The sequence below is a fragment of the Streptomyces yangpuensis genome (assembly GCF_001005295.1).
Taxonomy (GTDB): Bacteria; Actinomycetota; Actinomycetes; order Streptomycetales; family Streptomycetaceae; genus Streptomyces; species Streptomyces yangpuensis.
On record NZ_LBMK01000005.1, the window covers coordinates 230703 to 256903 of the forward strand.

Annotated in this window: 20 protein-coding genes; 8 read left to right on the forward strand and 12 right to left on the reverse strand. The window is 73.5% G+C overall.

Translation table 11 applies throughout. The features are described from left to right. Window positions 1-6: 6 nt before the first annotated feature. The gene (gene purH / locus AAT21_RS24860; protein ID WP_046779187.1) at window positions 7-1602 is read right to left on the reverse strand and encodes a bifunctional phosphoribosylaminoimidazolecarboxamide formyltransferase/IMP cyclohydrolase; all 1596 of its coding nucleotides are present in this window, start codon (window positions 1600-1602) and stop codon (window positions 7-9) included. Further along, the gene (purN, locus tag AAT21_RS24865) at window positions 1599-2222 is read right to left on the reverse strand and encodes a phosphoribosylglycinamide formyltransferase (protein WP_046779188.1); all 624 of its coding nucleotides are present in this window, start codon (window positions 2220-2222) and stop codon (window positions 1599-1601) included. The genes purH and purN overlap by 4 nt, the downstream gene beginning before the upstream one ends. A gap of 244 nt (window positions 2223-2466) precedes the next feature. On the opposite strand from purN, the gene AAT21_RS24870 reads away from it, so the two are divergent. Next, the gene (locus AAT21_RS24870; RefSeq protein ID WP_046779189.1) at window positions 2467-3051 is read left to right on the forward strand and encodes a hypothetical protein; all 585 of its coding nucleotides are present in this window, start codon (window positions 2467-2469) and stop codon (window positions 3049-3051) included. A 254-nt stretch (window positions 3052-3305) separates the two neighbouring features. Here the strand turns inward: AAT21_RS24870 and AAT21_RS24875 are convergent, their stop codons facing one another. After that, window positions 3306-4874 (reverse strand): cell division protein PerM, encoded by a 1569-nt coding sequence (locus AAT21_RS24875; protein ID WP_200904458.1) that lies wholly within the window; start codon window positions 4872-4874, stop codon window positions 3306-3308. A 119-nt stretch (window positions 4875-4993) separates the two neighbouring features. Between AAT21_RS24875 and AAT21_RS39745 the strand changes: the two genes are divergently transcribed. Continuing rightward, a complete protein-coding gene (locus AAT21_RS39745; RefSeq protein WP_046779190.1) occupies window positions 4994-6307 on the forward strand; it encodes a helix-turn-helix domain-containing protein in 1314 nt (437 codons plus the stop codon). 77 nt (window positions 6308-6384) lie between these two features. On the opposite strand, the gene sucD is transcribed toward AAT21_RS39745, so the two are convergent. The 5 genes from sucD to AAT21_RS24905 all read right to left on the reverse strand — a co-directional run bounded on the left by sucD (window position 6385) and on the right by AAT21_RS24905 (window position 13526). After that, window positions 6385-7275 (reverse strand): succinate--CoA ligase subunit alpha, encoded by an 891-nt coding sequence (gene sucD, locus AAT21_RS24885; RefSeq protein WP_046779191.1) that lies wholly within the window; start codon window positions 7273-7275, stop codon window positions 6385-6387. 21 nt (window positions 7276-7296) lie between these two features. Then, window positions 7297-8475, reverse strand: coding sequence for an ADP-forming succinate--CoA ligase subunit beta (sucC, locus tag AAT21_RS24890; RefSeq protein WP_046779192.1), 1179 nt, complete (start codon window positions 8473-8475; stop codon window positions 7297-7299). A 292-nt stretch (window positions 8476-8767) separates the two neighbouring features. Continuing rightward, window positions 8768-9964 carry a VWA domain-containing protein gene (locus AAT21_RS24895; protein ID WP_046779193.1) on the reverse strand — a complete coding sequence of 399 codons (1197 nt, stop codon included), beginning with the start codon at window positions 9962-9964 and terminating at the stop codon, window positions 8768-8770. A 164-nt stretch (window positions 9965-10128) separates the two neighbouring features. After that, window positions 10129-12423, reverse strand: a complete 2295-nt coding sequence (locus AAT21_RS24900) for a DUF5682 family protein (protein WP_046779194.1) — start codon at window positions 12421-12423, stop codon at window positions 10129-10131. Beyond that, window positions 12420-13526 carry an ATP-binding protein gene (locus tag AAT21_RS24905; RefSeq protein WP_046779195.1) on the reverse strand — a complete coding sequence of 369 codons (1107 nt, stop codon included), beginning with the start codon at window positions 13524-13526 and terminating at the stop codon, window positions 12420-12422. The genes AAT21_RS24900 and AAT21_RS24905 overlap by 4 nt, the downstream gene beginning before the upstream one ends. A gap of 134 nt (window positions 13527-13660) precedes the next feature. Between AAT21_RS24905 and AAT21_RS24910 the strand changes: the two genes are divergently transcribed. Together AAT21_RS24910 and AAT21_RS24915 are read left to right on the forward strand one after the other, a co-directional pair. Then, complete coding sequence (locus tag AAT21_RS24910) at window positions 13661-14995, forward strand: SWIM zinc finger family protein (RefSeq protein ID WP_079025949.1); 1335 nt, start codon at window positions 13661-13663, stop codon at window positions 14993-14995. Between the two features lie 251 nt (window positions 14996-15246). Next, the gene (locus tag AAT21_RS24915) at window positions 15247-16830 is read left to right on the forward strand and encodes a DUF5691 domain-containing protein (protein WP_046779197.1); all 1584 of its coding nucleotides are present in this window, start codon (window positions 15247-15249) and stop codon (window positions 16828-16830) included. A gap of 168 nt (window positions 16831-16998) precedes the next feature. On the opposite strand, the gene AAT21_RS24920 is transcribed toward AAT21_RS24915, so the two are convergent. Further along, window positions 16999-17400: a cobalamin B12-binding domain-containing protein gene (locus AAT21_RS24920; protein WP_046779198.1), complete on the reverse strand. Its 402-nt coding sequence runs from the start codon at window positions 17398-17400 to the stop codon at window positions 16999-17001. Window positions 17401-17573: 173 nt separating this feature from the next. Here AAT21_RS24920 and AAT21_RS24925 point away from each other — a divergent pair, with 173 nt between their 5' ends. Both AAT21_RS24925 and AAT21_RS24930 read left to right on the forward strand, forming a co-directional pair. Beyond that, window positions 17574-18362, forward strand: coding sequence for an esterase/lipase family protein (locus AAT21_RS24925; RefSeq protein ID WP_046779199.1), 789 nt, complete (start codon window positions 17574-17576; stop codon window positions 18360-18362). Window positions 18363-18526: 164 nt separating this feature from the next. Then, on the forward strand, window positions 18527-20179 hold the full coding sequence (locus AAT21_RS24930) for a M23 family metallopeptidase (RefSeq protein ID WP_412180335.1): 1653 nt from the start codon (window positions 18527-18529) through the stop codon (window positions 20177-20179). Window positions 20180-20321: 142 nt separating this feature from the next. Here AAT21_RS24930 and pcrA read toward each other — a convergent pair whose 3' ends face one another. After that, window positions 20322-22838 (reverse strand): DNA helicase PcrA, encoded by a 2517-nt coding sequence (gene pcrA, locus AAT21_RS24935; protein WP_046779200.1) that lies wholly within the window; start codon window positions 22836-22838, stop codon window positions 20322-20324. Beyond that, entirely contained in the window at window positions 22822-23169 is a 348-nt protein-coding gene (locus tag AAT21_RS24940; protein ID WP_046779439.1) for an ArsR/SmtB family transcription factor, read from the reverse strand. The genes pcrA and AAT21_RS24940 overlap by 17 nt, the downstream gene beginning before the upstream one ends. Before the next feature lie 79 nt (window positions 23170-23248). Between AAT21_RS24940 and AAT21_RS24945 the strand changes: the two genes are divergently transcribed. Beyond that, window positions 23249-23602, forward strand: a complete 354-nt coding sequence (locus AAT21_RS24945) for a hypothetical protein (RefSeq protein WP_046779201.1) — start codon at window positions 23249-23251, stop codon at window positions 23600-23602. A 143-nt stretch (window positions 23603-23745) separates the two neighbouring features. Next, on the forward strand, window positions 23746-24816 hold the full coding sequence (locus AAT21_RS24950) for a C40 family peptidase (protein WP_046779202.1): 1071 nt from the start codon (window positions 23746-23748) through the stop codon (window positions 24814-24816). Window positions 24817-25097: 281 nt separating this feature from the next. Here AAT21_RS24950 and AAT21_RS24955 read toward each other — a convergent pair whose 3' ends face one another. Beyond that, a complete protein-coding gene (locus AAT21_RS24955) occupies window positions 25098-26201 on the reverse strand; it encodes an alpha/beta hydrolase (protein ID WP_046779203.1) in 1104 nt (367 codons plus the stop codon).

Here is a 26201-nt window from a genome sequence, read left to right on the forward strand (position 1 = left end):
CCGGACTCAGTGGAAGAAGTGCCGGGTCCCGGTGAAGTACATCGTCACGCCCGCCTTCTGCGCGGCCTCGACGACCTGCTCGTCACGGACCGAACCACCCGGCTGGACCACGGCCTTGATGCCCGCGGCCGTCAGGATCTCCAGCCCGTCCGGGAAGGGGAAGAAGGCGTCGGACGCGGCGTACGCACCCTGCGCCCGCTCGCCGCCGGCCCGCTCGACGGCGAGCTTCGCCGAGTCGACACGGTTGACCTGGCCCATGCCGACGCCGACCGAGGCGCCGTCCTTGGCGAGGAGGATCGCGTTCGACTTGACAGCCCGGCAGGCCCGCCAGGCGAAGGCCAGCTCGGCCAGCTCCGCCGGGGATAGGGCCTCACCGGTGGCGAGGGTCCAGTTGGCCGGGTCGTCGCCTTCGGCCTGGAAGAGGTCGCTCTGCTGGAGCAGCGCGCCGCCGCTGACGGGCTTCAGGTCACCGGGCTGGTGCGGGGTGCCGTCGACCTTCAGGACGCGGATGTTCTTCTTCCTGGCCAGGATCTCGACCGCGCCGTCCTCGTAGCCGGGGGCGGCGATGACCTCGGTGAAGATCTCCGCGACCTGCTCGGCGAGCTCGACGGTCACCGGGCGGTTGACGGCGATGACACCGCCGAAGGCCGACAGCGGGTCGCAGGCGTGCGCCTTGCGGTGGGCGGCGGCGACGTCCGCGCCGACGGCGATGCCGCACGGGTTGGCGTGCTTGATGATCGCCACGCACGGCTCTTCGTGGTCGTAGGCGGCGCGGCGCGCGGCCTCGGTGTCCACGTAGTTGTTGAAGGACATCTCCTTGCCGTGCAGCTGCTCGGCGTTGGCGAGCCCGCCGGGCTGCCCGTCGGTGTAGAGCGCGGCGGCCTGGTGCGGGTTCTCGCCGTAGCGCAGGGTGGCCTTGCGCTCCCAGGCGCCGGCGAGGAACTCGGGCAGCGCGCCCTCCTCGCCCTCCGGGGCGTACGCGTTCGTGAACCAGGAGGCCACGGCCACGTCGTAGGCGGCGGTGTGCTGGAAGGCCTCGGCCGCCAGCCGCTTGCGCGCGGTGAGGTCGAAGCCGCCGCCCTGGGCTGCGGCGATGACGTCGGCGTACCGCTCGGGGCTGGTGACCACGGCGACCGACGGGTGGTTCTTGGCGGCGGCGCGGACCATCGACGGACCGCCGATGTCGATCTGCTCGACGCACTCGTCCTCGGTGGCACCCGACTGGACGGTGGCCAGGAACGGGTACAGGTTGACGACGACGAGGTCGAAGGGCTCCACACCCAGCTCGGCGAGCTGGTTGCGGTGGTCCTCCAGGCGCAGGTCGGCGAGGATGCCGGCGTGCACGCGCGGGTGCAGGGTCTTGACCCGGCCGTCCAGGCACTCGGGGAACCCGGTCAGCTCCTCCACCTTGGTGACGGGCACCCCGGCGGCGGCGATCTTCGAGGCGGTGGAGCCGGTGGAGACGAGCGCTACGCCCGCCCCGTGCAGGCCGCGGGCCAGCTCTTCCAGTCCCGTCTTGTCGTAGACGCTGATGAGCGCACGCCGGATCGGCCGCCGGGTCGTGGTCGGGTCGTTGCTCGCTGCGGTGTCTGCGGCGGTCACTGGATTGTTACCTTTCGTCCCTCAATGCGGTAGCCGTGCCGGGCCAGGCGCCCCACGACATCGACGAGCAGCTGTCGCTCGACTTCCTTGATGCGCTCGTGCAGAGCGGCTTCGTCGTCCTCGTCCCGGACCTCGACCACACCCTGGGCGATGATCGGACCGGTGTCCACGCCGCTGTCCACGAAGTGGACCGTGCAGCCGGTGACCTTCGCACCGTAGGCGAGCGCGTCCCGTACGCCGTGCGCGCCGGGGAAGGCGGGGAGGAGGGCGGGGTGGGTGTTGATGAACCGGCCGCCGAAGCGGTCGATGAACTCCTTGCCCACGATCTTCATGAAACCGGCCGACACGACGAGGTCGGGCGCGTACGCGTCGGTCGCCGCGGTGAGGGCGGCGTCCCACTCGACACGGCTCCCGTAGTCCTTCACCGGGCAGACGAAGGTGGGGATCCCGGCCTTCTCCGCCCGCTCCAGGCCGGCGATGTTCGCGCGGTCGGCCCCCACGGCGACGACTTCGGCGCCGAAGCCCTCGGATCCGCCGGGGTGGGCGTCGATGGCGTCGAGCAGGGCCTGGAGGTTGGTGCCGGAACCGGAGACCAGCACGACCAGGCGGGAGGCGGCCATGGGAGGCCCTTTCTCGCGGAATTGCGGTGTTCGTCTTTGTGTGGTCATACGAATCTTCGGGGTACCGATATACGGGGAACCATACGAAGCCGCCGACCGCCTGCAACGATACCGGCACACCGGACAGCCCCCGAGGGACGGGGGGACGGGCGGGCGGTAGCGTCTGGCGTACAAGCCGCAAACTGGCCTCACCTCGCCTCGACGTCCTCGTGACGTCCATGACACAGGGGAAGTAACACACCCGATGCCGGACCGCCGTCAGCCCGACTCCCCCACCGACGACAACCCCTTCGCGGCCCCGCCCGAGGGCCGGCCCGACCAGCCGTGGCAGCCGCGCAGCGGTGGCGACGGCGGGAACGGCGACGGGAACGGCCCGGGGGATTCCGGCGGGCAGCGGGGTCCGGCGCGCTGGGACCCGACGGATCCGGTCCAGCGCCGCGCCCGGTACGCGCTGCTGGCGGGCATGTGGGGCTTCTTCTTCGGGATCTTCGGCATCCCGTCGGTCGGCCTGCTGCTGGGCGCGCTCGCCCTGTACTGGGGGATCAGCGCGCTGCGCGGCAAGCCGGCGGCGGCGACCGGCGAGCCGGGCGCCCCGAAGGGCCTGGACGCCCTCGGCCCGGCGGCCCGCCCCCAGCGCACGGCGGCGGTGAGCGGCCTGGTCACGGCCTCGCTGGCGATCCTGCTGGCCATGAGCTCGTACGCCCTGCAGCTCGCGTACAAGGACTTCTACGTGTGCCGCGACGACGCCCTCACCAAGTCGGCGGAACTCCGGTGCAACACCCTCCTCCCGGACAACGTCGTGGGCGAGGTCCTGAAGGTCCGCCGGTAGCCGGCGCCGGAGGCCCGGGCGCGACGCCCGGGCCGGAACCCCGCTCTTCCACCCCCGCCGCACTATCAGCCCCGCCGGCGTTTGAGGCGCGGGGGCCCGGGGGCGGCGCCCCGACCTTTCAGCCCCGCCGGCGTTTGAGGCGCGGGGGCCCGGGGGCGGCGCCCCGACCTTTCAGCCCCGCCGGCGTTTGAGGCGCGGGGGCCCGGGGGCGGCGCCCCCGCAACGGCGCCGCACCCGGCAAGGCACCGCACGGTCTACGCAGGCGGCTTCCGCCGGGGAAACACCCGCACCCCGACCACCGGCGGAGCCACGGGCGGAGCCACGGGCGGAGCCGCCGCCCCCAGGTCCAGCCCGGACACCACGGTCAGCGCCCGCCGCGCCCGCACCGCAGGTGCCGCAGCCGCCGCGGGCACAGGAGCCACCACGACCGGCGGAGCCACCGGCTCGGCCACCATCTCCGGCACCAACGCCCCCGACGCCCTCCGCATCGCCTCCCAGCGGATCTCCCGCACCCCGCTGTCGTGCCACCCGTCGTCCACGGGGGTGTCCGCGTCCACCGCGACCGGCCCCTCGGCCGGGCGGTAGCGCCACGCGTGCACCCCCACCGCCACCGGCACGGCCAGTGCCAGCGTCCACGCGCAGGCCGCCGCACCCGTGGCCCACCACACCGGCCCGAACTCGGCCAGCCGCCGCGAGCCCAGCGGCCCCGCCGAGGCCGCCGCCAGCCCGGCCGTCACCAGGCCGCACACCAGCGCGCCGAGGGCCGCCGTGAGCGCGGTCTCCCCGTACGACACCTCGCGGGCCCGGCGTACCGCGAACCAGCCCACCGCCAGTCCCGCGACCACGGGCACTCCGGCGGCGGCCCAGGTCAGCGGGGTGCCCGGCCCCGCGGCCGGGAGCGCCTCCAGCAGCGGGAAGCGGGGCAGCGCGGGCGCGCCCGCGAAGCCGAGCGGGGTGGCCGTCACCTCGCCGCCGAGGGCGAAGCCGGGACCGAGTGCATAGGCCGCCCCCCAGACCATGGCGTTGGGGATCAGCGCGATCGCGAGCAGCAGGACCGCGAACCGGCCCGACCACACCCCGGTCAGCGACAGGAACGACGCCTGGACCTGCGCACCGTGCCAGGCGAGCGAGGCGCCGACGAGCAGCGCCCCACCGCCCAGGAGTACCAGGGCCCCGCCCGCGCCCGCCCGCAGCGCCAGCGCGTACCGAGGGCGCACGAACCCTCGCCGCAAGCCCCCCGACAGCCAGTTCGGCAGCGGTCCGAGCGGCCTGCCCTTGGCCCCCCACACGCCACCGGCCGCGGCCGGCACGGCGACCAGCGGTACGTGCCAGGCGGCGCTGATCGGGTCGGCGGGCATCGGGCCCCCGGCGGCGTACACCGTGGCGAGGGCCCCGACGGCGAGGTATCCGCAGAGCACGGCCGAGAACACGGCCGTCGCGGGCAGCACCTCCTCGTCCTCCTCGTCGGAGGCGCCGCCCAGCCGGGCGGCGCGCCGCAGGAGCAGGACGGGCAGGGCGACGAGCAGCAGGGGTGTCACTCCAACGGGTGCCGGGACGCCGGAAAGGGTCTCGTACCGCAGCAGTTCGGTCCCGTGGGCGAGCAGCCACAGCCCGGCGGCGAGGTGCAGGGCCCCGCCGGGACCGCTGTCGGGATAGGGGGAACTGATCCACAGGACGATGACGAGCACGGCGAGGAAGCCGAGCCCGAGCCCGGCGGCGACGGCGCCGCCCACCACACATGCGGCTGCGGCCGGCGAACGCCGTCGCACGCCGGTTCGCGGGGCCCCCGGCAACCGGGTCCCGCGTTCGGTCACTTGGGTCACCCCGCCATGGTGCCTTCGACACGCGCTATGGACGGGTAACAGGCGAATGTCCGTGGTGTCGCCCAATATACGCTTATGTACTTTTTCGCTCAGGGCTGCCGGGTCGCGGGGAGTGCGGCATGACACGAAGCGTCGAGGGCCTGCCCGCCCCGAACGAGCGCCGAAGACTGCGCGAAGCTGCGGAACTGACACTCGATGAGGTCGCGGAGGCGATGGGCGTCACCGCGACAACGGTCCGTGCCTGGGAGTCCGGACGTACCACCCCGCGCGGGCGCAAGCGCGACGCGTACGCGCGCTTCCTCGCCGGGCTGCCCGAGTCGGCGGTGACCGCGGACGCGACCGGGCCGCCGGGCCGGGACGGCCGGACCGACGAGGCCGGGCCGCCGGTCCTGGCGGCGGTCGCGGCCGTGGTCGCGCCGGGGACCGGAACCGAGACCGGCCCCGCTGCCGGCACCAGGGCCGAGGGCGTGCCGGCGGCTCCGGACGGGCCCACCGGCACCCCCGGCACCGGCACTCCCGGCACCGGCACCTCGGACACCGGCACTCCCGGCACCGGCACCTCGGACACCCGCGGTGGCGCCGGGACCGTGGCCGCCGCCCGGCCGGCCGCGCGTTCCGCCACCGGGCCGGCCGAGGCCTTCGACGCCCTCTACGACCGGGCCGCGCCCGCCCTCGCCCGGCAGACCTACCTGCTCTCCGGCCGCCGCGCCCTCGCCCTGGAGGCGGTGGACCGTGCCTTCACGCGGGCCTGGGACCAGTGGCCCGAAGTGGCCACCGACCCGGACCCGGTGGGCTGGGTGCGCGCGATCGCGTACGAGTACGCGCTCTCCCCCTGGCACCGTCTCCGGCGCGCCCACCGCCGGCCCGACCGGCCCCCGGCCGATCCCGCGGACCGGATCCTGCTCGACGCCCTGCTCGCACTGCCCAGGATCCACCGCCGGGTCGTCCTGCTCTACGACGGCGTGGGGCTCGACCTGCCTGACACCGCCGCCGAGACGGAGGCCACCACCCCCGCCACGGGCAACCGCATCCTGCACGCGCACGCCGATCTCGCCGCCCGGATCCCCGAACTGGCCGACGTACCGGCCGAGAAGCAGTCCGCGGCGCTGCGGGAGCGGCTCGGCGCGCTGCGGCCGCCCTTCCCGCTCGACCCGCGCCCGGCGGCCGCGGTCCGCGGCGGCGGCGAGCGGCGCGTCCGGCAGTGGAACCGGGCGACCCTCGGGCTGACCGCGGTGATCACGGCCGCCACCGCCTACACTGCGGCGACCGCGCCCACCCGGTACGACCCCCCGCTCGCGCCCGGCGAGAGCGTGTCCGGGGTGCCTCCGCTCAGCGGCCCGCAGCAGCTCACCGAACGGAGCAGGCAACTGCACGACAAGCTGCGCGCGGACCCGGAGGCGGGTCCGGCGCGCATCGCCCCGAGGATCGACTGAGGCGCCCTTGCGCAAAAGGGCGTGGCCCGCACCCCCGAGGGGTGCGGGCCACGCCCGTTCAGCCGTACGGCCGCTGCTTACTGAGCGGCGTTCAGGATCGCGCGAGCGAGCTCGGCGGTCTCGGTCGGCGTCTTGCCGACCTTGACGCCGGCGGCCTCGAGGGCCTCCTTCTTGGCCTGCGCGGTGCCGGAGGAGCCGGAGACGATGGCGCCGGCGTGGCCCATGGTCTTGCCCTCGGGGGCGGTGAAGCCCGCGACGTAACCGACGACCGGCTTGGTGACGCTCGATGCGATGAAGTCCGCCGCACGCTCCTCGGCGTCGCCGCCGATCTCGCCGATCATGACGATCAGCTCGGTCTCCGGGTCGGCCTCGAAGGCCTCCAGGGCGTCGATGTGGGTGGTGCCGATGACCGGGTCGCCACCGATGCCGACGGCGGAGGTGAAGCCGATGTCGCGCAGCTCGTACATCATCTGGTAGGTCAGCGTGCCGGACTTGGACACGAGACCGATCTTGCCGGGCTTGGTGATGTCGCCCGGGATGATGCCGGCGTTGGACTGGCCGGGGGTGATCAGACCCGGGCAGTTCGGGCCGATGATGCGGGTCTTGTTGCCCTTGGCGGTCGCGTACGCCCAGAAGGCGGCGGAGTCGTGCACCGCGATGCCCTCGGTGATGACGACGGCCAGCGGGATCTCGGCGTCGATGGCCTCGACGACGGCGGCCTTGGCGAAGGCCGGCGGGACGAAGAGGACGGAGACGTCGGCGCCCGTCTTCTCCATCGCCTCGGCGACGGAACCGAAGACCGGGACCTCGGTGCCGTCGAAGTCGACGGTGGTGCCGGCCTTGCGCGGGTTCACGCCGCCGACGATGTTGGTGCCGTCAGCCAGCATCAGCTTGGTGTGCTTCATGCCCGTGGCACCGGTCATGCCCTGGACGATGACCTTGCTGTCCTTGTTGAGGAAGATAGCCATGTGAGTCTGTGACCTCTGCCCTTACTTCGCAGCCGCGAGCTCGGCGGCCTTGTCGGCCGCGCCGTCCATGGTGTCCACGCGCTGCACCAGCGGGTGGTTGGCGTCCGAGAGGATCTTGCGACCCAGCTCGGCGTTGTTGCCGTCGAGACGGACGACGAGCGGCTTGGTGACCGCCTCGCCCTTCTCCTCCAGCAGGGCCAGCGCCTGGACGATGCCGTTGGCGACCTCGTCGCACGCGGTGATGCCACCGAAGACGTTGACGAAGACGGACTTGACGTCCGGGTCCCCGAGGATGATCTCGAGACCGTTGGCCATGACGGCGGCGGAGGCGCCACCGCCGATGTCCAGGAAGTTGGCGGGCTTGACGCCACCGTGGTTCTCGCCGGCGTAGGCGACGACGTCCAGGGTGCTCATGACGAGACCCGCGCCGTTGCCGATGATGCCGACCTCACCGTCGAGCTTGACGTAGTTGAGGTTCTTCGCCTTGGCGGCGGCCTCGAGCGGGTTCGCGGCGGCGTGGTCCACGAACTCCTCGTGACCCGGCTGGCGGAACTCGGCGTTCTCGTCGAGCGAGACCTTGCCGTCGAGGGCGATGACGTCGCCGGAGGCGACCTTCGCGAGCGGGTTGACCTCGACGAGGAGGGCGTCCTCGGCGATGAAGGTCTTCCACAGGGTCACCAGGACCTCGGCGACCTTCTCGGCGACCTCGGCCGGGAACTGCGCCAGCGCGACGATCTCGCGGGCCTTCTCGATGGTCACGCCCTCGTTGGCGTTCACCGGGACCTTGGCGAGCTTCTCCGGGGTCTCCTCGGCGACCTGCTCGATGTCCATGCCGCCCGCGACCGAGGCCATGGCCAGGAAGGTGCGGTTGGTGCGGTCGAGGAGGTACGAGACGTAGTACTCCTCAAGGATCTCGGGCGCGGTCTCCGCGATCATCACCTTGTGGACCGTGTGGCCCTTGATGTCCATGCCCAGGATGTCCGTCGCGCGGGCGACGGCCTCGTCCGGGGTGCCGGCCAGCTTCACGCCGCCGGCCTTGCCGCGGCCGCCGACCTTCACCTGCGCCTTGACGACCGACTTGCCGCCCAGCCGCTCGGTGGCCTCGCGAGCCGCCTCAGGCGTGTCGATGACTTCACCGGCCAGCACCGGTACACCGTGCTTGGCGAAGAGGTCCCTCGCCTGGTACTCGAACAGGTCCACGCGCGTCCGTCCCTTTGTCTTTTTAAAGATTCGCAGTGATTCGCGGTTGTCTGCTATCTGCGTGGGCGTGCCGCGGAGGGCAACGTGACGGCGCTGTCACTAGGAAGGCGCACACGGTGACCGTGGACGCGGCATGTCCGTCCGGCAGGTTATCCCCGTGGGGCGTGCGGCCCTAAATCGCAGATCACACCTGAGCGGTGATACCTGTCACAGAACGCCTTACGGTTGAACTGGAAATTCGTGTGATCCGCCGATTCACACCGGGTGCCGGGACGGGCGTGTCGGAGGAACCTCAGGGGGCCGGCAGGGGCCTCTTCTCCAGTGCCGCGGCCATGACCTCCGGGAACAGGTCGGGGGTGCAGGCGAAGGCCGGAGCGCCGAGCGCGGCGAGGGCCGCGGCGTGCTCGCGGTCGTAGGCCGGGGCTCCCTCGTCGGACAGGGCCAGCAGGGTCACGAACTCGACGCCCGCCCCCTTCATCGCGGCGACCCGTCCCAGCATCTCGTTGCGTATGCCGCCCTCGTAGAGATCACTGATGAGGACGACGACGGTGTCGGCGGGCCGGGTGATCTTCGACTGGCAGTAGGCGAGGGCGCGGTTGATGTCGGTGCCGCCGCCCAGCTGGGTGCCGAAGAGGACGTCGACCGGGTCGTCGAGCTGGTCGGTCAGGTCGACGACGGCGGTGTCGAAGACGACCAGACGGGTGGCGATCGAGCGCATGGAGGCGAGGACCGCGCCGAAGACGGAGGCGTAGACGACGGAGGCCGCCATCGAACCCGACTGGTCGATGCAGAGGATCACCTCCTTCTTCACCGACTGCGCCGCCCGGCCGTACCCGATCAGCCGTTCGGGGACGACGGTGCCGTACTCGGGCAGGTAGTTCTTGAGGTTGGCCCGGATCGTGCGGTCCCAGTCGATGTCGCGGTGACGGGGGCGGCTGATCCGGGCGGAGCGGTCGAGCGCGCCGGTGAGGGTGGCCCGGGTACGGGTCGCGAGCCGCTTCTCCAGCTGCTCGACCACCTTGCGGACCACGGCCCGCGCGGTCTCCTTCGTCGTCTCGGGCATCGCCTTGTTCAGCGAGAGCAGGGTGCCCACCAGGTGGACGTCGGGTTCGACGGCCTCCAGCATCTCCGGCTCCAGCAGCAGGGCGGACAGGCCGAGCCGCTCGATCGCGTCGCGCTGCATCACCTGGACCACCGGACTGGGGAAGTACGTCCGGATGTCCCCGAGCCAGCGGGCCACGTTCGGCGCGGAGCCGCCGAGTCCGGCCGACCGCGCCGTCCCCGTGGCCCGGCGCGCCCCCGCCTCGCCGCCTCCGCCGTACAGCGCGCCGAGCGCGGCGTCCATCGCCGCGTCCCGCCCGGTCAGCGCGTGCCCGGTCCCGTCGGCGTCCGGCCCGCCGAGCACCATCCGCCACCGCCGCAGCCGCTCGCCCCCGGCGGGATCCGCCGTGTCCCGTGCCACCACCGCGCTCGTCCCCGTACCGCTCATCCGTCGATCCCCTCCACTTGTCATATCCGCCGGCCCCTCCGTCCTTCTCCCCCCGCCGTCTCTCTCGGCCCCGCCAAGGGGGCCGCCTCCCAGCGGTAGCCGGGGGCGCGGGGGCCGGGGCAGCGCCCCGCAACGGCGCCGCACCCTCGGCGCGGCAGCCACCCTCAGGCTGCCGCGACCCCGTCGGGAGCCGCCAGCAGCATCCGGACCAGCTCCGTCGCCGCGTCCGCCCGCTCCCGGTCCAGCTCGGGGGCGAAGCCCTCGGGGGCGCCGCCCGCCGGCTGCGCCGCCGCCGGGCCACCGGGGCCGCGCCGGACCAGCTCGCCCAGGGTCCGCCTGACTCCTGGCTCGTACGCCCCGAACGTCCGCCTCAGCAGGGGGAGCACATCGGTGAAGGCCCGCTCGGGCACCCCCACCAGCCAGGTGTCGATCAGCCCCAGCAGCCGGTCGTCGTGGACCAGCAGGGTGCCGCCGCCCGAACTGCCGCCCGCGAAGCCCTCGATCCAGCCCGCCGCGTCGGCGGGCGGGGCCGCCGGGGACAGCGCGAGCCCCATCAGCCGGGCCGTCTCCTCGGCCTCCAGCCGCCCGTCGTCGAGGAGCAGCCGGGCCGCCCTGCCCCGGATGACGCCCGGCACGGTGTCCCGGTCCGCCAGCTTCCGCAGCACCGCGGACCAGCGCCCCCGCAGCCCGTCGGCGGCGTCGGCGTCGGCGTCGCCCAGCAGGCCCACCGCCGTGTGCACCCCGTCGATGTGGCCGCGCAGCTCCGCTGCCGCGTCGGCGTCCAGGCCGGCCGCGCAGGCCGGGGGCAGCGCGACGCATATCCGCTCGGCGAGCCCGGCCGCGACCGCGCCGAGCGCAGTGGCGTCGGTGCCCCGTACGTCGCCGTACCGCAGTGAACGGGCCAGCGCCGGCAGGGCCTTCGCGAGCCGGGCGACGTCCGTGTCCAGCGCGGCGCGGTCCGCGAGGGCCCGCAGTACGGCCGGCAGTGCCTCGGACAGTCCGGCCAGGAGGCACTGCTCGGCGAGCGCCGTCACCTCGCCCAGTTCCCCGGCGGCCGCGGCGTCGGCCTCCGCCCTGGCGGTGGCGGCTGCGAGGACGGTGGTGCCCCAGATCCCGGCCTCGGCCACCCGCACGGACAGTTCGGGCTGCCAGCGCAGCCGCCAGGTCTCGCGGAAGGTGCCGGTGCTGCTGCGGGAGGCGGCCGGGGTGCCCCAGTCGATGCCGAGCAGCCGCAGCCGGTGCAGCAGCAGGGACTTGGCCGCGTCGGTGTCCTTGCGCAGGTCGAGTTCGAGCTCGCGTTCCTGTGCCTCCGCCTTGAGCCGCAGGGACCGCTGCTGCCGCGTCAGGTCCCGCTGGAGCGGTACGACGGGTGCCGCGTCCGGGACCTCGCCGAGCACGTCGCCGACGACGAGGCGGTCCTCGATGAGCGCGAGCGGTACGTCGGAGCCGTCGCACATCACCGCCCGGACCGCTTCCAGGGTCTCCGTCAGGCCGGGCAGGGGCCTGCCCCGCATCGCGGCCAGGGTCTCGGCCAGCCGGACCGCTTCGATGACGTGGGCCGAGGAGACCTGCCGGTCCTCCTCGCGCAGCAGGCCGGCGACCTTGGTCAGCCACCGCTCGACGGGCCGGTCCCGGGCGGCGAAGAGGTGGGCGTACCAGCCGGGCGAGGTGATCCCCGCGCCGTACCCGCCGGCCCGGGCGAGCCGGCGGTGGGTCCACGGCACCCAGGTGGTCTCCACCTTGACCTTGGGCAGCCCGGTCAGCAGCGCCTTGTCGGCGGCGACGGTGGTCCTCGTGCGCAGTGCCGGGACGTGCCAGGCCCCGCACACCACGGCGTACCCGTCGCCGAACTCCCGGCGGGCGGCACGCATCCGCTGGCGCATGTACGCCTCGCGCACCAGGTCGCGGCGGTGACCGCCGTCGCCGTACGCCTCGCGCAGAGCCTCCATGGCCTCCCCGAGGGCCTCGAACGCGCCGAGCGCCTCCTCCCCCGCGCCGCGAGTGCCGCGGTGCTCGACCACGTCCTCCCACCAGCGCTCGGGGTCGTCGTACCCGGCGGTCTCGGCGAGCACCGCGAGGGGGTCCAGCCGGACGGCGTCGGGCTCGGCGCCGTCGGCCTCCCCGGTGGCGGCCAGCGAGTGCGCGGCGGGCAGGTCCATGAACCGGACCGGTACGCCCGCCTCCTGGGCCCAGCGGATCGCCACCCACTCGGGTGAGAAGTCGGCGAGCGGCCAGAACGCGGCCCGGCCGGGGTCGTCCGCGGCGTGCGCCAGCAGCGCCACGGGCGGCCGCATGCCGGGGTCGGCGGCCAGGGCGAGCAGCGCGTCCCCCTCGGGCGGCCCCTCGATCAGCACGGCCGCCGGGCGGGCCGCCTGCAGGGCGGCGCGGACCGCGCGGGCCGATCCGGGCCCGTGGTGGCGCACGCCGAGGAGCAGCGGGCCCTGCCGGGCGGTGCTCATGCCGTCACCTCCCGGCAGGCCCGGTAGAAGTCCTTCCAGCCGTCGCGCTCGCGGACCACGGTCTCCAGGTACTCCTGCCAGACCACCTTGTCGGCGGCCGGGTCGCGGACGACGGCGCCGAGGATCCCCGCGGCCACGTCGGAGGGGCGCAGGACGCCGTCCCCGAAGTGGGCGGCCAGGGCGAGGCCGCCCGTGACGACGGAGATGGCCTCGGCGGTGGAGAGGGTGCCGCTGGGCGACTTCACCTTCGTCCGGCCGTCGTCGGTGACCCCGTCGCGCAGCTCCCGGAAGACGGTGACGACGCGGCGGATCTCCTCCAGTCCCTCGGGCGCGGCCGGCAGGTCGAGGGCGCGGCCCATCTGGTCGACGCGGCGGGCCACGATGTCGACCTCGGCGTCCGCGGTGGCGGGCAGGGGCAGGACGACGGTGTTGAAGCGGCGGCGCAGTGCGCTGGAGAGTTCGTTGACCCCGCGGTCGCGGTCGTTGGCGGTGGCGATGAGGTTGAAGCCGCGCACGGCCTGGACCTCCTCGCCGAGCTCCGGTATCGGCAGGGTCTTCTCGGACAGGACGGTGATGAGGGTGTCCTGGACGTCGGCGGGGATGCGGGTGAGCTCCTCGACGCGGGCGGTCATTCCGTCGGCCATGGCCCGCATGACGGGGCTGGGGACGAGGGCGTCGCGGCTGGGGCCGTGGGCGAGGAGCCGCGCGTAGTTCCAGCCGTAGCGGATGGCCTCCTCCGGGGTGCCGGCGGTGCCCTGGACGAGGAGGGTGGAGTCGCCGCTGACGGCGGCCGCGAGATGCTCGGACACCCAGGTCTTGGCGGTGCCGGGAACGCCGAGCAGGAGCAGGGCGCGGTCGGTGGCCAGGGTGGTGACCGCGACCTCGACGATGCGGCGCGGTCCCACGTACTTGGGCGTGATCACCGTGCCGTCGTCGAGCGTGCCGCCGAGCAGGTAGGTGGCGACGGCCCACGGGGAGAGCTTCCAGCGGGTCGGGCGGGGCCGGTCGTCGGCGGCCGCCAGGGCTTTCAGTTCGTGCGCGAAGGCGTCTTCGGCGTGCGGTCGCAGCGCCTCGGCGCCGATGCCGTTCTCGGGCTTGCTCATGGTCCCCCTCCAGTGCTCGGCAGCCGCTCCCGACTGCTGTTCCAACGGTGCACCACGCCACTGACAACGCCCCTCGCTCTGCACGTCGTTGCAGGTCAGGGCGATTGTCAGAGGGGGTCTCTACGGTGGTTGTCATGACTGAGCAGGGGGTCCGCTGGACGGCGGAACAGGTACTGGCTCTGGCTCCTGACGACGCTTCACGCAAGGCGGGTGGCAGACTCGGCGGGGCGGGGCCGTGGTCACAGATCGGAGGTTCCGCTTCCGGTTCTGTGTGGGGGCTGTGCAAGGGCAGCGGCAGCAATCCGTACCGGACGGTCGTCGACCTGACGGGGCCGGCCTACAAGTGCTCCTGCCCGAGCCGGAAGTTCCCGTGCAAGCACGCGCTGGGGCTGCTCCTGCTCTGGTCCGCCGAGGGGGTCGGCGAGCCCGGGGAGGCGCCCGACTGGGCCGCGCAGTGGCTGGCGGACCGGGCGGCCAGGGCCGCCCGTCCGGCGGCCGGTCCGGTGGACGAGGAGGCGGCCCGGCGCAGGGCCGAGCGGCGGGCGGCGCGCGTGGGGGCGGGCGTCACCGAGCTGGAGCAGCGGCTGGCCGACCTGCTGCGCGGCGGCCTCGCGGGCCAGGAGCACGCCGGTTACGCGGCGTGGGAGGAGACCGCCGCCCGGATGGTGGACGCCCAGGCGCCCGGACTTGCCGGGCGCGTGAGGGAGTTGGGGACGATACCCAGTTGCGGCCCCGGCTGGCCCGCCCGGATGCTGGAGGAGGCGGCGCTGCTGCACCTGCTGGACCGGGCCTGGATGGGGGTGACGGGACTTCCGGACCAGTTGGCGGCGACCGTCCGCAGCCGGGTGGGACTGCCGGCCTCCGGGGAGGGGGAGGCCGTACGGGACCGCTGGCTGGTGCTCGCCCAGTACGACTCGGTGTCGCCGGACGGCCGGCTCACCACCCGCCGGATATGGCTGCGCGGGCTGACGGGGGGACGGCCCGCGCTGGTGCTGGACTTCGGGCCGCCCGGGCGGCCGCCGGGGCTGGCGCTGCCGGTGGGGCTGGTGCTGGAGGCGGAGCTGCGCTTCCGGCCCGGGTCGGCGGGGCTGCGGGCGGACCTCGGGGAGAGGTCCGCGGCGGCCGCGCCGTGCACGGAGGTTCCGGCCGGGGTGAGCACGCAGGCGGCCCTTGAGGCCTACGGGGCGGCACTGCGTGAGGACCCGTGGCTGGAGTCCTGGCCGGTGGTGCTCGGTCCGGTGATCCCGATACCGGGAGAGCTCGGCTGGCAGCTGGCGGACGCGGAGGGCACCTCAGCCCTGCCGGTGCCCCTCACCGGGGCGGGCAGCCGCTCCCGCGGGGGGCTGTGGCAGCTGGCCGCGTTGTCGGGCGGGGGCCCGGTGACGGTCTTCGGCGAGTGCGGCCACCGCGGGTTCACCCCGCTGACGGCATGGCAGCCGGGCTCGTCCGAGCCGGTCGCCCTGTCCTGAGCGGGGCGGGACCGGACCACCACATCGCAGGGGGCCTGGGGGGTCCTGTGCCGTCGCACGAGGACGGCCGGGAGAGGTGCGGCGCCGGGGGGCGCCGCATGAGGAACGACGAGAAGCCGGGGGGCTTTCATGAACGACAACCACGCCAGTTGAGCGGACCCGCACAGGACATCGACAGCCCCGGTCCCGTGGAGGGGGCGGGACCGGGGCGCCGGACACGACCGAGGACGAGCAGCGAGGGAGGGGCACCGATGAGCGAGGGTGACGAGGGGTACGGGGAGTGGCAGGAGCTGGTCGGTGCCGCGCTGCTGGGCACCGACCGGCGCCGGGGCGGGGGCCCGGCCGGTTCGCCCGGGGCACTGCTGGACGCGGCGGCCGTGCACACCGTCCGCCGCCGCGCGGGGTTGCGGCCGGCAGCGGCGCGGCCGCGGCCCGAGCCCGCGCCCCACGACGCCCGGCCGGCACCGCCGGAGGCGGCGGTGCGCCGGCTCGCGCAACTGCTGGCGGGCCGTACCGGCGCTGGCAGCGGGGGCGGCGGGCGGCGCGGCTCGGCCCCGGATCTGACGGAGCTGCTCCCGCAGTGGCTGGCCGCGGCCGGACGGCACGGCTACCGCGCACCCGCCGGGCTCGTACCGGCACTGCTGGACGCCGCCCGGGCCCGCAGCGACCTGCGCCCGCAGGCCCTGGCCCTGGCCGGGGCGCGGGGGCTGTGGCTGGCGCGGATGAATCCGGACTGGCGCTTCGCCCTGCGCGGCGGGGCGGGCGGCGGGGAACTGCCCGACGTGACGGACCCGTCCGCGGTGGAACGGCTGTGGGAGGAGGGGCTGTTCGCGGAGCGGGTGGCCCTGCTCGGCGCGGTACGGGCCCACGCGCCGGCGGCGGCTCCGCGGCTGCTGGCGACGACCTGGGCGAGCGAACGGGCCGAGGACCGGCTGATGTTCCTCGACTCACTGCGGGTGGGACTGTCCCTGGAGGACGAGTCCTTCCTGGAGGCGGCGCTGGGCGACCGCAGCCGCAACGTCCGGGCGACGGCCGCCGAACTGCTGTCGGCACTGCCGCAGTCGGCGCTGGCGGGCCGGATGGCCGGGCGGGCACTGGCCTGTGTGGGACCGGAGGGGGTGACGCCGCCGGCCGAGTGCGATGCGGGGATGCTGCGCGACGGGGTGGTCAAACGGCCGCCGGCCGGGCGCGGCGAGCGGGCTTGGTGGCTCGGACAGCTGGTCGAGGCGGCGCCGTTGTCATGCTGGCGGGAGCGGTTCGGGGGGCTCGGCCCGGCGGAGATCGTGGCACTGCCGGTGGCTTCCGCCGAGGGCTGGGCGGAGGAACTGCACGCGGCGTGGTGCCGGGCCGCGGTGCGCCAGCGGGACCCGGAGTGGTCGCGGGCCCTGCTCGGCCCGGCGTCGGCGCCGCCGGCGGCGGGCCCTGGCACGGCCTCCCTCGCGGAGCGGGCCAGACTGCTGGAGACCCTCCCCGACGGGGAACGCGCCGAGTGGGTGGCGGAGTTCGTCCGGGCCCACGGGCTGTCGGAGGCCTTCCAGCTGCTCGGGGTGTGCGTGGTGCCCTGGGCGGGCGCGCTGGGGCGGGCCGTGGTGGACGCCCTCGACAGCGCCCGGGAGGCGGGCAGCTACCCGTGGAGCTTCAGCGGGGTGATGGGTCTCGCCGAGCGCTGCCTGGACCCGGCCGAGGCAGGCCGGCTGGAGGCCCTGACCGCGGCCGCGGAGGACCCGCCGGACGCGTCCCCGGGCGCGGCGGCGTACTGGGCGGAAGCCTTCCAGCGCCTGGTGGCCACCCTCCGCCTCCGCGCAGCGATGCTGTCGGAACTGACCCCACCGTGACCCCCGCGGGCAGGTCCGGCCGCCCCCGGGCCGGGCTGCGGGTTCACGTCGCCGCCGGGCCGGGTGCTCACTGGGCGCGGCGCGCACCTGTGGGATCGTCCGGCTGTGCCGGGGTTCCCCGGCAGGGCGCGCCCCGCTCGCCCTGCCCCGCTGCTGAACCGCCTGGGGCTACTGGCGGACGTGGGCGTGGACCCACTCCACGATGGACGTCGTCGTCGCGCCCGGGGTGAAGATCTCCGCCACACCCTTTTCCTTGAGGGGGGCGATGTCGTCCTCGGGGATGATGCCGCCGCCGAAGACCTTGATGTCCTCCGCGTCGCGCTCCTTCAGGAGCTCCAGCACGCGCGCGAAGAGCGTGTTGTGGGCGCCCGAGAGGATCGACAGGCCGATCGCGTCGGCGTCCTCCTGGATCGCGGTGTCCACGATCTGCTCGGGGGTCTGGTGGAGGCCGGTGTAGATGACCTCCATACCCGCGTCCCGCAGCGCCCGCGCGATCACCTTGGCCCCGCGGTCGTGGCCGTCGAGACCCGGCTTGGCCACCACCACACGGATCGGACCGGTCACACCCATCGCACTGCCTCCCGAGTGAACGAACGTTAAGTACAGCATCGCGCACGCAGCCGTTTCGCGGTCAAGCACGAGGGGGAAATCACACGTGGGACGGCATTGCGCCACCGTGCCGCCAGCCGCACGGCACGGTGGCGCGGCGGCCGCCGCCCCCGGAGGATCACAGGAGGCCGTCGATGGGTCTGTCCTTACCCGTATCCGTCCCCGTCCCCTTCTCCGGTGCCGCACTGCGGGCCGGCGCACTTGAGGTCGTCGTGCTCGGCGGGCATCTCCTGCTGTACCCCACCGGGGTGTGCCAGGAGAGAATCGTCCGCGTCCCTGCCACGACACGCCCGCCCGTCCTGCTCCTCCACGGTTTCACCGACAACCGCTCCGTCTTCGTCCTGCTGCGCCGCGCCCTAGGCGTCGCCGGCCTGCGGCACGTGGAGGCGTACAACTACTCGCCCCTCGCCCTCGACCTGCGCGTCATCGCCGACCAGCTCGCCCGGCGTGTCGAGGAGCTGTGCGAGCGCACCGGGCAGGAGCGGGTGGACATCGTCGGGCACAGCCTGGGCGGCCTGGTCGGCCGGTACTACGTCCAGCGCCTCGGCGGCGACACGCGCGTACGCACCCTGGTCACGCTCGGTACCCCGCATTCCGGCACGCGGGTCGCCCCGTTCATGGACGCGCACCCCCTGGTGCGGCAGATGCGCCCGGGCTCCGAGGTGCTGGCCGAGCTGGCGGCGCCCTCGCCGGGCTGCGCCACGCGCTGCGTGGCGTTCTGGAGCGAGTACGACACGCTCATGGCCCCGGTCGGGAGCGCCCGGATCGAACACCCGGACCTGTGTGTGGAAAATGTGCAGGTCACGGGTATCGGCCATCTCGCACTGCCGGCGCACCCGGCGGTCATCGCGGCGGTCGGGCGCGCCCTCGACGGCCCCGCTCCGGCCCTGGTGACGGGCCCGGACACCGCCTCCGTCGCCTGACCTTCCGGCGACCGGGAGTCGAACACATTTCGAACTCAAGGCCAAGGCTGCGTCTTCCGGCGACCGAAAGACGGCCGAATGCCCGGTTCCGCTGATCTGGGGACCCGGCGAAGATTGTCGTTGCGAGTAACCGCCGGGTACAGTCACGCCACTGCTCTCCTCCGGTGAACTTCGAGTTCCCGGCCACCCAGGCCCCCACTGCCGAGGCGAAAGAGAAGTTGGTGAACGACCGCCCCTCGTCGGGCCAGTACCCGGATGCCGGGTATGACGGCCTTTCCACCACCGCTTTCGCTGGTGACTCGACCTACGTTTCCTACGAAACGCAGGGCCAGGGGGTCAACTACGCTGCCTACGGCTCCTACGAGACCGGTGCGTACGACACCACCGCGTGGACCTCGCAGGACCCCTACCTGTCCACGGTCCCCTCGCAGTCCGCCCCCGAGGACACCACCGGGAGCTGGGACGCGAACGCCTGGAACGCGGCGGACACGGGCATGGCCACGGGCACGGGCACGGGCACGGACCACTCCGGCTACACCGCCTACCCGATGGCCTCCTTCGGCTACGACACCTCCGCCGAGCAGACCGGCCACTGGGCGGTGCCCGGCTTCGGCACCACCGGCACCGAGACCGGCGCCTACGACGCGACCGCCTGGAACACCGTCACGCAGACCCCGGCACAGCCCGAGGCCGAATACGCGTACGACTACCAGCCCGCGCAGCAGGACTACGCCTACGGCACGACCACCCTCGGCACCGCCGGCTACACCCACGAGGCCCAGGCCGCCACGGCCGACGCGGAGACCGGGACCGACCCCGCGGCCGTCACGTACAGCGAGACCGCCGTTTTCGAGGTGCTCTCCGACGAGGCACCCACCACCGCAGAAACGTTCGAGTCGACCGAGTCGTACGAGCTGCCCGAGGTCCACGAACTGCACGGCGTCCACGACATGCCCACCCAGGCCATGCCGGTGACCTCCGCTCCGCGTTCCGCGCGCCGGACCGCGGCCAAGGGGAACGCCAAGGGCAACGCCAAGGCGTCGGGTGCCAAGGCGTCCGGCGCCAAGGCCGCCGGCGGCCGTCGGCGCACCCCGGCGAAGCGTTCCGCCCTGCTCACCGTCGCCGTCCCCTCCGCCTGCGTGATGGGCGTCGCCGGTGTCGCGGCCGCCTCCGTGAGCGGGCTCACCGGCACGGACAAGCCCGGCGAGGACACCACCACCATGGCCGCGCCCGACCCGGCCTCGGTGAAGCCGGTCGCGGCGAACACCAAGCTCGACACCCAACTGGTCGCGCTCAGCGCCGACGCGGGCGACTTCGCGGACCGCGCGAGCCGCACGCAGGAGCGCATCGACCTGCGCGAACGCCAGGAAGAGGAAAAGAAGAAGAAGGCCGAGGAGGCCGCGGCCAAGGAGGCCGCCCGCCCCAAGTTCGCGGTCCCGGTCGCGCAGCACGGCCTCAGCGCCAGCTTCGGCCAGGCCGGCGGCATGTGGATGTCGGTGCACACCGGCATCGACTTCCCCGTGTCCTACGGGACCCCGGTCATGGCGGCCACCGACGGAACCGTGCGCACGCAGTACAACAGCGCCTACGGGAACATGGCCATCGTGACCGCGGCCGACGGCACCGAGACCTGGTACTGCCACCTCAGCTCCACCAAGATCCGCGGCGGCAAGGTCAAGGCCGGCGAGGTCATCGCCTACTCGGGCAACTCCGGCAACTCCACCGGCCCGCACCTCCATTTCGAGGTCCGGCCCGGCGGCGGCTCCGCGATCGACCCCCTGGCCTGGCTGCGCAGCAAGGGCCTGGACCCGAGGTAGCCACCGGCTTCACGGACTTCATCGAAGTGCCCGGCAGCGATCGCGCTGCCGGGCACTTTCCCTTCCTGCACGGCGGGTTCGGCGGGTACGGCCGGGGCGGGACGGCACGCCCCGGCCCGNCCGGCCCCGCCTCGGCCCGCCGTCAGAGCTTCTGCACCGGCGCGTAGCGCAGCAGCAGCCGCTTCGGCTTGTCGTCGCCGAAGTCGATGGTGGCCTGCGCGTCCGCGCCCGCTCCCTTGACCTCCACGACGGTTCCGAGCCCGAACTGGTCGTGCGTGACCCGGTCCCCGACCGCCAGCGCGATGACGGGCTTGTCCGCGGCCCGGCGCGTCGCGAACCCGGAGGGGCCCGACTTCGTGCGCGACGAGGACAGGAAGGCCTCGGGCGAGGTGCCGAACGAGGACCGTCCGCCGCCCGAGCCCGATCCGTAGCCCGAACTGCGCATCGGGCCGGCCGGCTTCTGGGCCGCCCCCGTGCGCTTCCACTGCAGGTACTGGTCCGGGATCTCCTCCAGGAACCGCGACGGCGGGTTGTACGAGGGGGTGCCCCACGCGCTGCGCATGCTGGACCGGGTCAGGTACAGCCGCTCGCGCGCCCGCGTGATGCCGACGTAGGCGAGGCGGCGCTCCTCCTCCAGTTCCTTGGTCTGGCCCAGCGCGCGCATGTGCGGGAAGACCCCGTCCTCCATGCCCGTCAGGAAGACCACCGGGAACTCCAGGCCCTTGGCGGTGTGCAGGGTCATCAGGGTGATGACGCCGGAGCCGTCCTCGTCCTCGTCGGGGATCTGGTCGGAGTCGGCGACGAGGGCGACCTGCTCCAGGAACTCGGCGAGCGTGCCGGGGCCGGCGGGCGCCGCGCCCTCCGGCGCCTCGGCGGCCGCGGCCTCCCGCGCCTGCTCGAACTCCAGCGCCACGGCCGCCAGTTCCTGGAGGTTCTCGATCCGCGTCTCGTCCTGCGGGTCGGTCGACGCCTGGAGTTCGGCGAGGTAGCCGGTGCGCTCCAGGACCGCCTCCAGCACCACCGCCGGACCGGCGCCCGAGTCGACGATCGTGCGGAGCTCCTCCATCAGCGCGTTGAACCGCTTGACCGCGTTGGTGGAGCGGGCCGCCATGCCGAAGGCCTCGTCGACGCGCCGCAGCGCCTGCGGGAAGGTGATCTTCTCGCGCAGCGCAAGTGCGTCGATCATGGCCTCGGCGCGCTCGCCGATGCCGCGCTTGGGGACGTTCAGGATGCGGCGCAGCGGGACGTTGTCCTCCGGGTTCGCGAGGACGCGCAGGTACGCGAGGACGTCGCGGACCTCCTTGCGCTCGTAGAAGCGGACGCCGCCGACGACCTTGTACGGCAGGCCGACCCGGATGAAGATCTCCTCGAACACGCGGGACTGGGCGTTGGTCCGGTAGAAGATCGCGACGTCGCCGGCCTTGGCGTCGCCGGCGTCGGTGAGCCGGTCGATCTCGTCGGCGACGAACTGCGCCTCGTCGTGCTCGGTGTCCGCGACGTAGCCGGTGATGACCGCGCCGCTGCCGGCCTCGGTCCACAGGTTCTTGGCGCGGCGGTTCTCGTTGCGCTCGATGACGGCGTTGGCGGCGGAGAGGATCGTCTGCGTGGAGCGGTAGTTCTGCTCGAGCAGGATCGTCGTCGCGTCCTTGTAGTCCTCCTCGAACTGGAGGATGTTGCGGATCGTCGCGCCGCGGAAGGCGTAGATCGACTGGTCGGCGTCACCCACCACGCACAGCTCGGCCGGGGGCAGGTCCGGGTAGCCGGTGCCGACCAGCTCGCGCACGAGCGTGTACTGCGCGTGGTTGGTGTCCTGGTACTCGTCGACCAGGACGTGCCGGAAGCGGCGCCGGTAGTGCTCGGCGACGTCCGGGAAGGCCTGGAGCAGGTGCACCGTGGTCATGATGATGTCGTCGAAGTCGAGGGCGTTGGCCTCGCGCAGCCGCGCCTGGTACATCACGTACGCCTGGGCGAGCGTCTTCTCGAACCCGTCGGCGGCCTGGTCGGCGAAGGCTTCTTCGTCGATGAGCTCGTTCTTCAGGTTCGAGATCTTGGCGTTGAAGGCCTTCGGCGGAAACTTCTTCGGGTCCAGGTCGAGGTCCCGGCAGACGAGCGCCATCAGACGCTTCGAGTCGGCCGCGTCGTAGATCGAGAACGAGGACGTGAAACCGAGCCGCTTGGACTCGCGGCGCAGTATGCGCACGCACGCACTGTGGAAGGTGGAGACCCACATGGCGTTCGCGCGCGGGCCGACGAGGCCCTCGACGCGCTCCTTCATCTCGCCGGCGGCCTTGTTGGTGAAGGTGATCGCCAGGATCTGGCCCGGGTGGACGTTCCGGGCGGCCAGCAGGTGGCCGATGCGGTGCGTGAGCACCCTGGTCTTGCCGGAGCCGGCGCCGGCCACGATGAGCAGCGGGGAGCCCGCGTGCACCACGGCCGCGGCCTGCTGCTCGTTCAGGCCGTCGAGGAGCGTCGCCGGGTCGATGACGGGCTTGGGGGCGCCGTCCCGGTAGTACGCGTCGCCGGTCATGGGCACGTCGAAGTGCCCGCCGAAGAGGTCGTCGGCGCCCGCCTCCGGGGCGGGGTACTCCTCGGGCGGCGGCGGGACCTCGTCGGAGGGGGTGAGGTCCGCCAGGAAGCTGTCGTCAAAGAGGCTGCTCATCGCATTCCGAGTCTAGGGGGCGGGACCGACAGGCCAGCACGAGTTCCAGCAGCCCGGGGAAGCGGAGCTCCAGGTCGTCGCGGCGCAGCGCGAGGTAGAGCTTGCGGCCCTGGGGTCGCCGGCGGATGATCCCGCTCTCGCGCAGCGTCCTGAGGTGGTGCGTGACGCTCGACCGGGGCAGGCCGGGCACGACCTCACCGCAGAAGGCCTCCTTGCCGGAGGCGAGCCGGCGGACGATCTCCAGCCGGACGGGGTGCCCGAGCGCCGCCAGGACGCCGGCGAGCTCGATGCGGTCGACGGCGGGGTGGATCGGGTCGTCGGCGGCAGGCATGCCCTCCACTGTACGCAGCTCTCGTACGGACACCGACCCGCTTCCGGCGCCGTCCGTACGCCCCCGTACGCTCGCTGCCATGGACGTACTCATCAGTGTCTTCGTCGGCCTGCACATCATCGGGATCGCGGCCCTTCTCGGCGGCTTCCTGACCCAGATGAAGGCGATGAGCGCGGGCACCGCCCGCTTCACGCCCGCCATGCTGCACGGTGCGCTCACCATGCTCGTCACCGGCGTGCTCCTCGTCGGCTTCAACGAGATGGACGGCACGCCCGTCAACAACATCAAGGTCGGCGTGAAGCTCGCCCTCCTGTTCGTGATCCTCGCCCTCGTCTACGTCAAGCGCGACGAGGAGCACGTGGACAAGCCGCTGTTCGCCGCGGTCGGCGGACTGACCGTGATCAACATCTTCATCGCCCTTCTCTGGCACTGACCCACACCGGAACGATCCGCTCCGGTCCTGTGCGGCCAGCTCCGGTCGCATCGGGGCACTTACGGTCATCACGTCATCCGCCCGTTACCCCGGGGTCTAGCGTCCTCCTCCAAGCACCGGCAGAGGAAGGACGTGAGGCCCTGGTGGCCAGTCATCGAAAGCCCAGGCAGCGCCCGCTCTCCGGCGGCTCGGTACGGACCGCCGCCACCATCGCCCTCGCGGGCGCTGCCACCGCCACCGCCTTCGAAGGCACCTCCCAGGCCGCCCCCCGGCCCACCCCCGCCCAGGTCAAGACCGAGGTGGACCGGCTCTACGAGGAGGCCGAGGCGGCGAACGAGCGGTACAACGGGGCGAAGGAGCAGGCCGACGAGGCCGAACGGGCACTGACCGGCCTGCGGGACGAGGCCGCCCGCAAGACCGACCAGCTCAACACCGCCCGCAGCGCGCTCGGGTCGCTCGCCGCCTCCCAGTACCGCAGCGGCTCCCTGGGCACCGCCGCACAGCTCGCCCTCGCGGACGACCCGCAGGAGTACCTCACCCAGGCCTCCTTCATCTCCCGCGCCGGCCACCGCAACGCAGCCGGGATCACCGCGGTACGCCGCAAGCTGGACGAGCTCGCGAAGCTGCGGGAGCGGGCCTCCGGGCGGCTCACCGACCTCCGTTCGCGGCGGGACGAACTCGCCGCCCACAAGACCGAGGCCGAGGAGAAGCTCGCCGCCGCCAAGCGGCTGCTGGACAGGCTGACCGCCGAGGAGCGCGCCGCCTACGAGGCCCAGTCGTCCGGCACCGTCTCCTCCGCGGCCGCACCCTCCGGGGCCGCGTCCGCCGGGCCCGTCGCCGCCGCGCCCCCGCCGCCCGCCGACGGCTCCCGGGCGGCCCGCGCCGTGGCCTTCGCGTACGGGGCGATCGGCAAGCCCTACGTCTGGGGCGCGACGGGGCCCGGCTCCTTCGACTGCTCGGGACTGACCCAGGCGGCCTGGCGCTCGGCCGGGGTCTCGCTGCCCCGCACGACCTACACCCAGATCAACGCCGGCCGGCGCGTGTCCCGCGACCAGCTGGCCCCCGGCGACCTGGTGTTCTTCTACTCCGGGATCACGCACGTCGGGCTCTACGTCGGCAACGGCCAGATGATCCACGCCCCGCGCCCGGGATCGACGGTCCGGCTCGCGCCGGTCGACTCGATGCCCTGGGCCGGCGCCTCCCGCCCGGCCTGAGGCCCGGCCCGGCCCGGGCCGCGGTCCCGCCCGGCTGCCTGGCTGCCCGGCTGCCCGGCTCGCCCGGCCCGAGCCCCGGCCCGGTGTGCGGCCTCAGCCCTGCGCGCAGTACCCGCAGGTCCCGCGCCGGCGGAGGTAGTGGGCGAGGGTGGCGGCGCCCTTACCAGGCTCGCGGTGCGGCGGTGGCGGCAGCACATCGGCCGACCGGCAGAGATCGGCCGCCCCCCGACGGCCGCTCTCCCCCGATCGGCAGAGCCCGCCCGCCCGCGATCGGCAGACCCCTACGGGGCCTTGACCACGCCGCTCAGCCAGCCGAAGGTCTGCGGCAGCTGCTTGGACCACGAGTCGAGGTTGTGGCCGCCGGTGACCTTCTCCGCGTGCACGACGGTCGGCTGCTGCGCGAGCGCCTTGAGGTCCATGCCGGACAGGTAGCCGTCGTGCTCGGCCCCCGACAGCCACAGCGAGACCGCCGGCGGCGCCGGCTGGGCCTTGAGGACGTTCTTCAGGTTGTGCGTGACGCGCAGCTGCGGGTCCTGGGCGACCAGCGAGGAGGGTTCCTGGCCGGGGTCGTTGTAGCCGGACAGGGAGACGGCGGCGCTGTAGCGGTCGGGGTGGGCGATCGCCAGCTTGGCGGCGCAGTAGGCGCCGGCCGAGTAACCGGCCACGCCCCAGGTGCGGGCCTCGTCCGAGGCCCGGAAGTTGTCGACGACCATCTTGCGGACGTCGACGCTGAACCAGCTGTCCGCGTTGACCTTGCCGGGGAGGTTGGCGCAGCCGGTGTCGCCGTTGCCGACGAGCATGGCGCGCGGCGAGACGAGGATGAACGGCTGCACCTTGCCGCTCTTCATCAGCGGCTCCAGCACCTCGTGCGCCTTGAGCCCCTGGAACCAGGACTTGCCCGTTCCCGGGATGCCCGGGATCAGCTCGACGACCGGGAACTTCTTGTCCTTGAAGGCCGGGTCGTCGTACTGCGGCGGCAGCCACACCAGGACGTCGCCCTTGACCCCGGAGATCTTGCCGTCGAGCTCGGTCTTCTGGACGCGGCCGCCGAGGCCCTCGACCGGCTGGAACGCCTGCTTGACCTTAGGGGCCTCTTCGACCTTCTTGCCGCCGAGGCCGTCCGGACCGAGGTCGGGGGCGGCGGTGACGTACTTGCCGGTGCCGAGCAGATCGCCCCACGAGTTGTAGAAGTGCTCGGCCCGGTTGACGGCCACGAACACCACGACGACGGCTGTGACCTGGGCGAACACCACCATCAGGGTGCGCAGGGCAGCGCGCACGACGGCAGGGCCGCGCACCTTGCTCCACAAGGCCAGGGGAAGGATGACGGCGATCACGGTCAGTGCGATCACCGATACGAAGAAGGATGTACCGGTCAAGCTCAT

Bases quoted from the DNA above. Each gene is read 5' to 3' on its own strand.
- purN (WP_046779188.1), bottom strand. From the start codon at position 2,222: ATGGCCGCCTCCCGCCTGGTCGTGCTGGTCTCCGGTTCCGGCACCAAC.
- AAT21_RS24870 (WP_046779189.1), top strand. From the start codon at position 2,467: ATGCCGGACCGCCGTCAGCCCGACTCCCCCACCGACGACAACCCCTTC.
- AAT21_RS39745 (WP_046779190.1), top strand. From the start codon at position 4,994: ATGACACGAAGCGTCGAGGGCCTGCCCGCCCCGAACGAGCGCCGAAGA.
- sucD (WP_046779191.1), bottom strand. From the start codon at position 7,275: ATGGCTATCTTCCTCAACAAGGACAGCAAGGTCATCGTCCAGGGCATG.
- AAT21_RS24895 (WP_046779193.1), bottom strand. From the start codon at position 9,964: ATGAGCGGTACGGGGACGAGCGCGGTGGTGGCACGGGACACGGCGGAT.
- AAT21_RS24900 (WP_046779194.1), bottom strand. From the start codon at position 12,423: ATGAGCACCGCCCGGCAGGGCCCGCTGCTCCTCGGCGTGCGCCACCAC.
- AAT21_RS24905 (WP_046779195.1), bottom strand. From the start codon at position 13,526: ATGAGCAAGCCCGAGAACGGCATCGGCGCCGAGGCGCTGCGACCGCAC.
- AAT21_RS24910 (WP_079025949.1), top strand. From the start codon at position 13,661: ATGACTGAGCAGGGGGTCCGCTGGACGGCGGAACAGGTACTGGCTCTG.
- AAT21_RS24915 (WP_046779197.1), top strand. From the start codon at position 15,247: ATGAGCGAGGGTGACGAGGGGTACGGGGAGTGGCAGGAGCTGGTCGGT.
- AAT21_RS24920 (WP_046779198.1), bottom strand. From the start codon at position 17,400: ATGGGTGTGACCGGTCCGATCCGTGTGGTGGTGGCCAAGCCGGGTCTC.
- AAT21_RS24925 (WP_046779199.1), top strand. From the start codon at position 17,574: ATGGGTCTGTCCTTACCCGTATCCGTCCCCGTCCCCTTCTCCGGTGCC.
- pcrA (WP_046779200.1), bottom strand. From the start codon at position 22,838: ATGAGCAGCCTCTTTGACGACAGCTTCCTGGCGGACCTCACCCCCTCC.
- AAT21_RS24940 (WP_046779439.1), bottom strand. From the start codon at position 23,169: ATGCCTGCCGCCGACGACCCGATCCACCCCGCCGTCGACCGCATCGAG.
- AAT21_RS24945 (WP_046779201.1), top strand. From the start codon at position 23,249: ATGGACGTACTCATCAGTGTCTTCGTCGGCCTGCACATCATCGGGATC.
- AAT21_RS24955 (WP_046779203.1), bottom strand. From the start codon at position 26,201: ATGAGCTTGACCGGTACATCCTTCTTCGTATCGGTGATCGCACTGACC.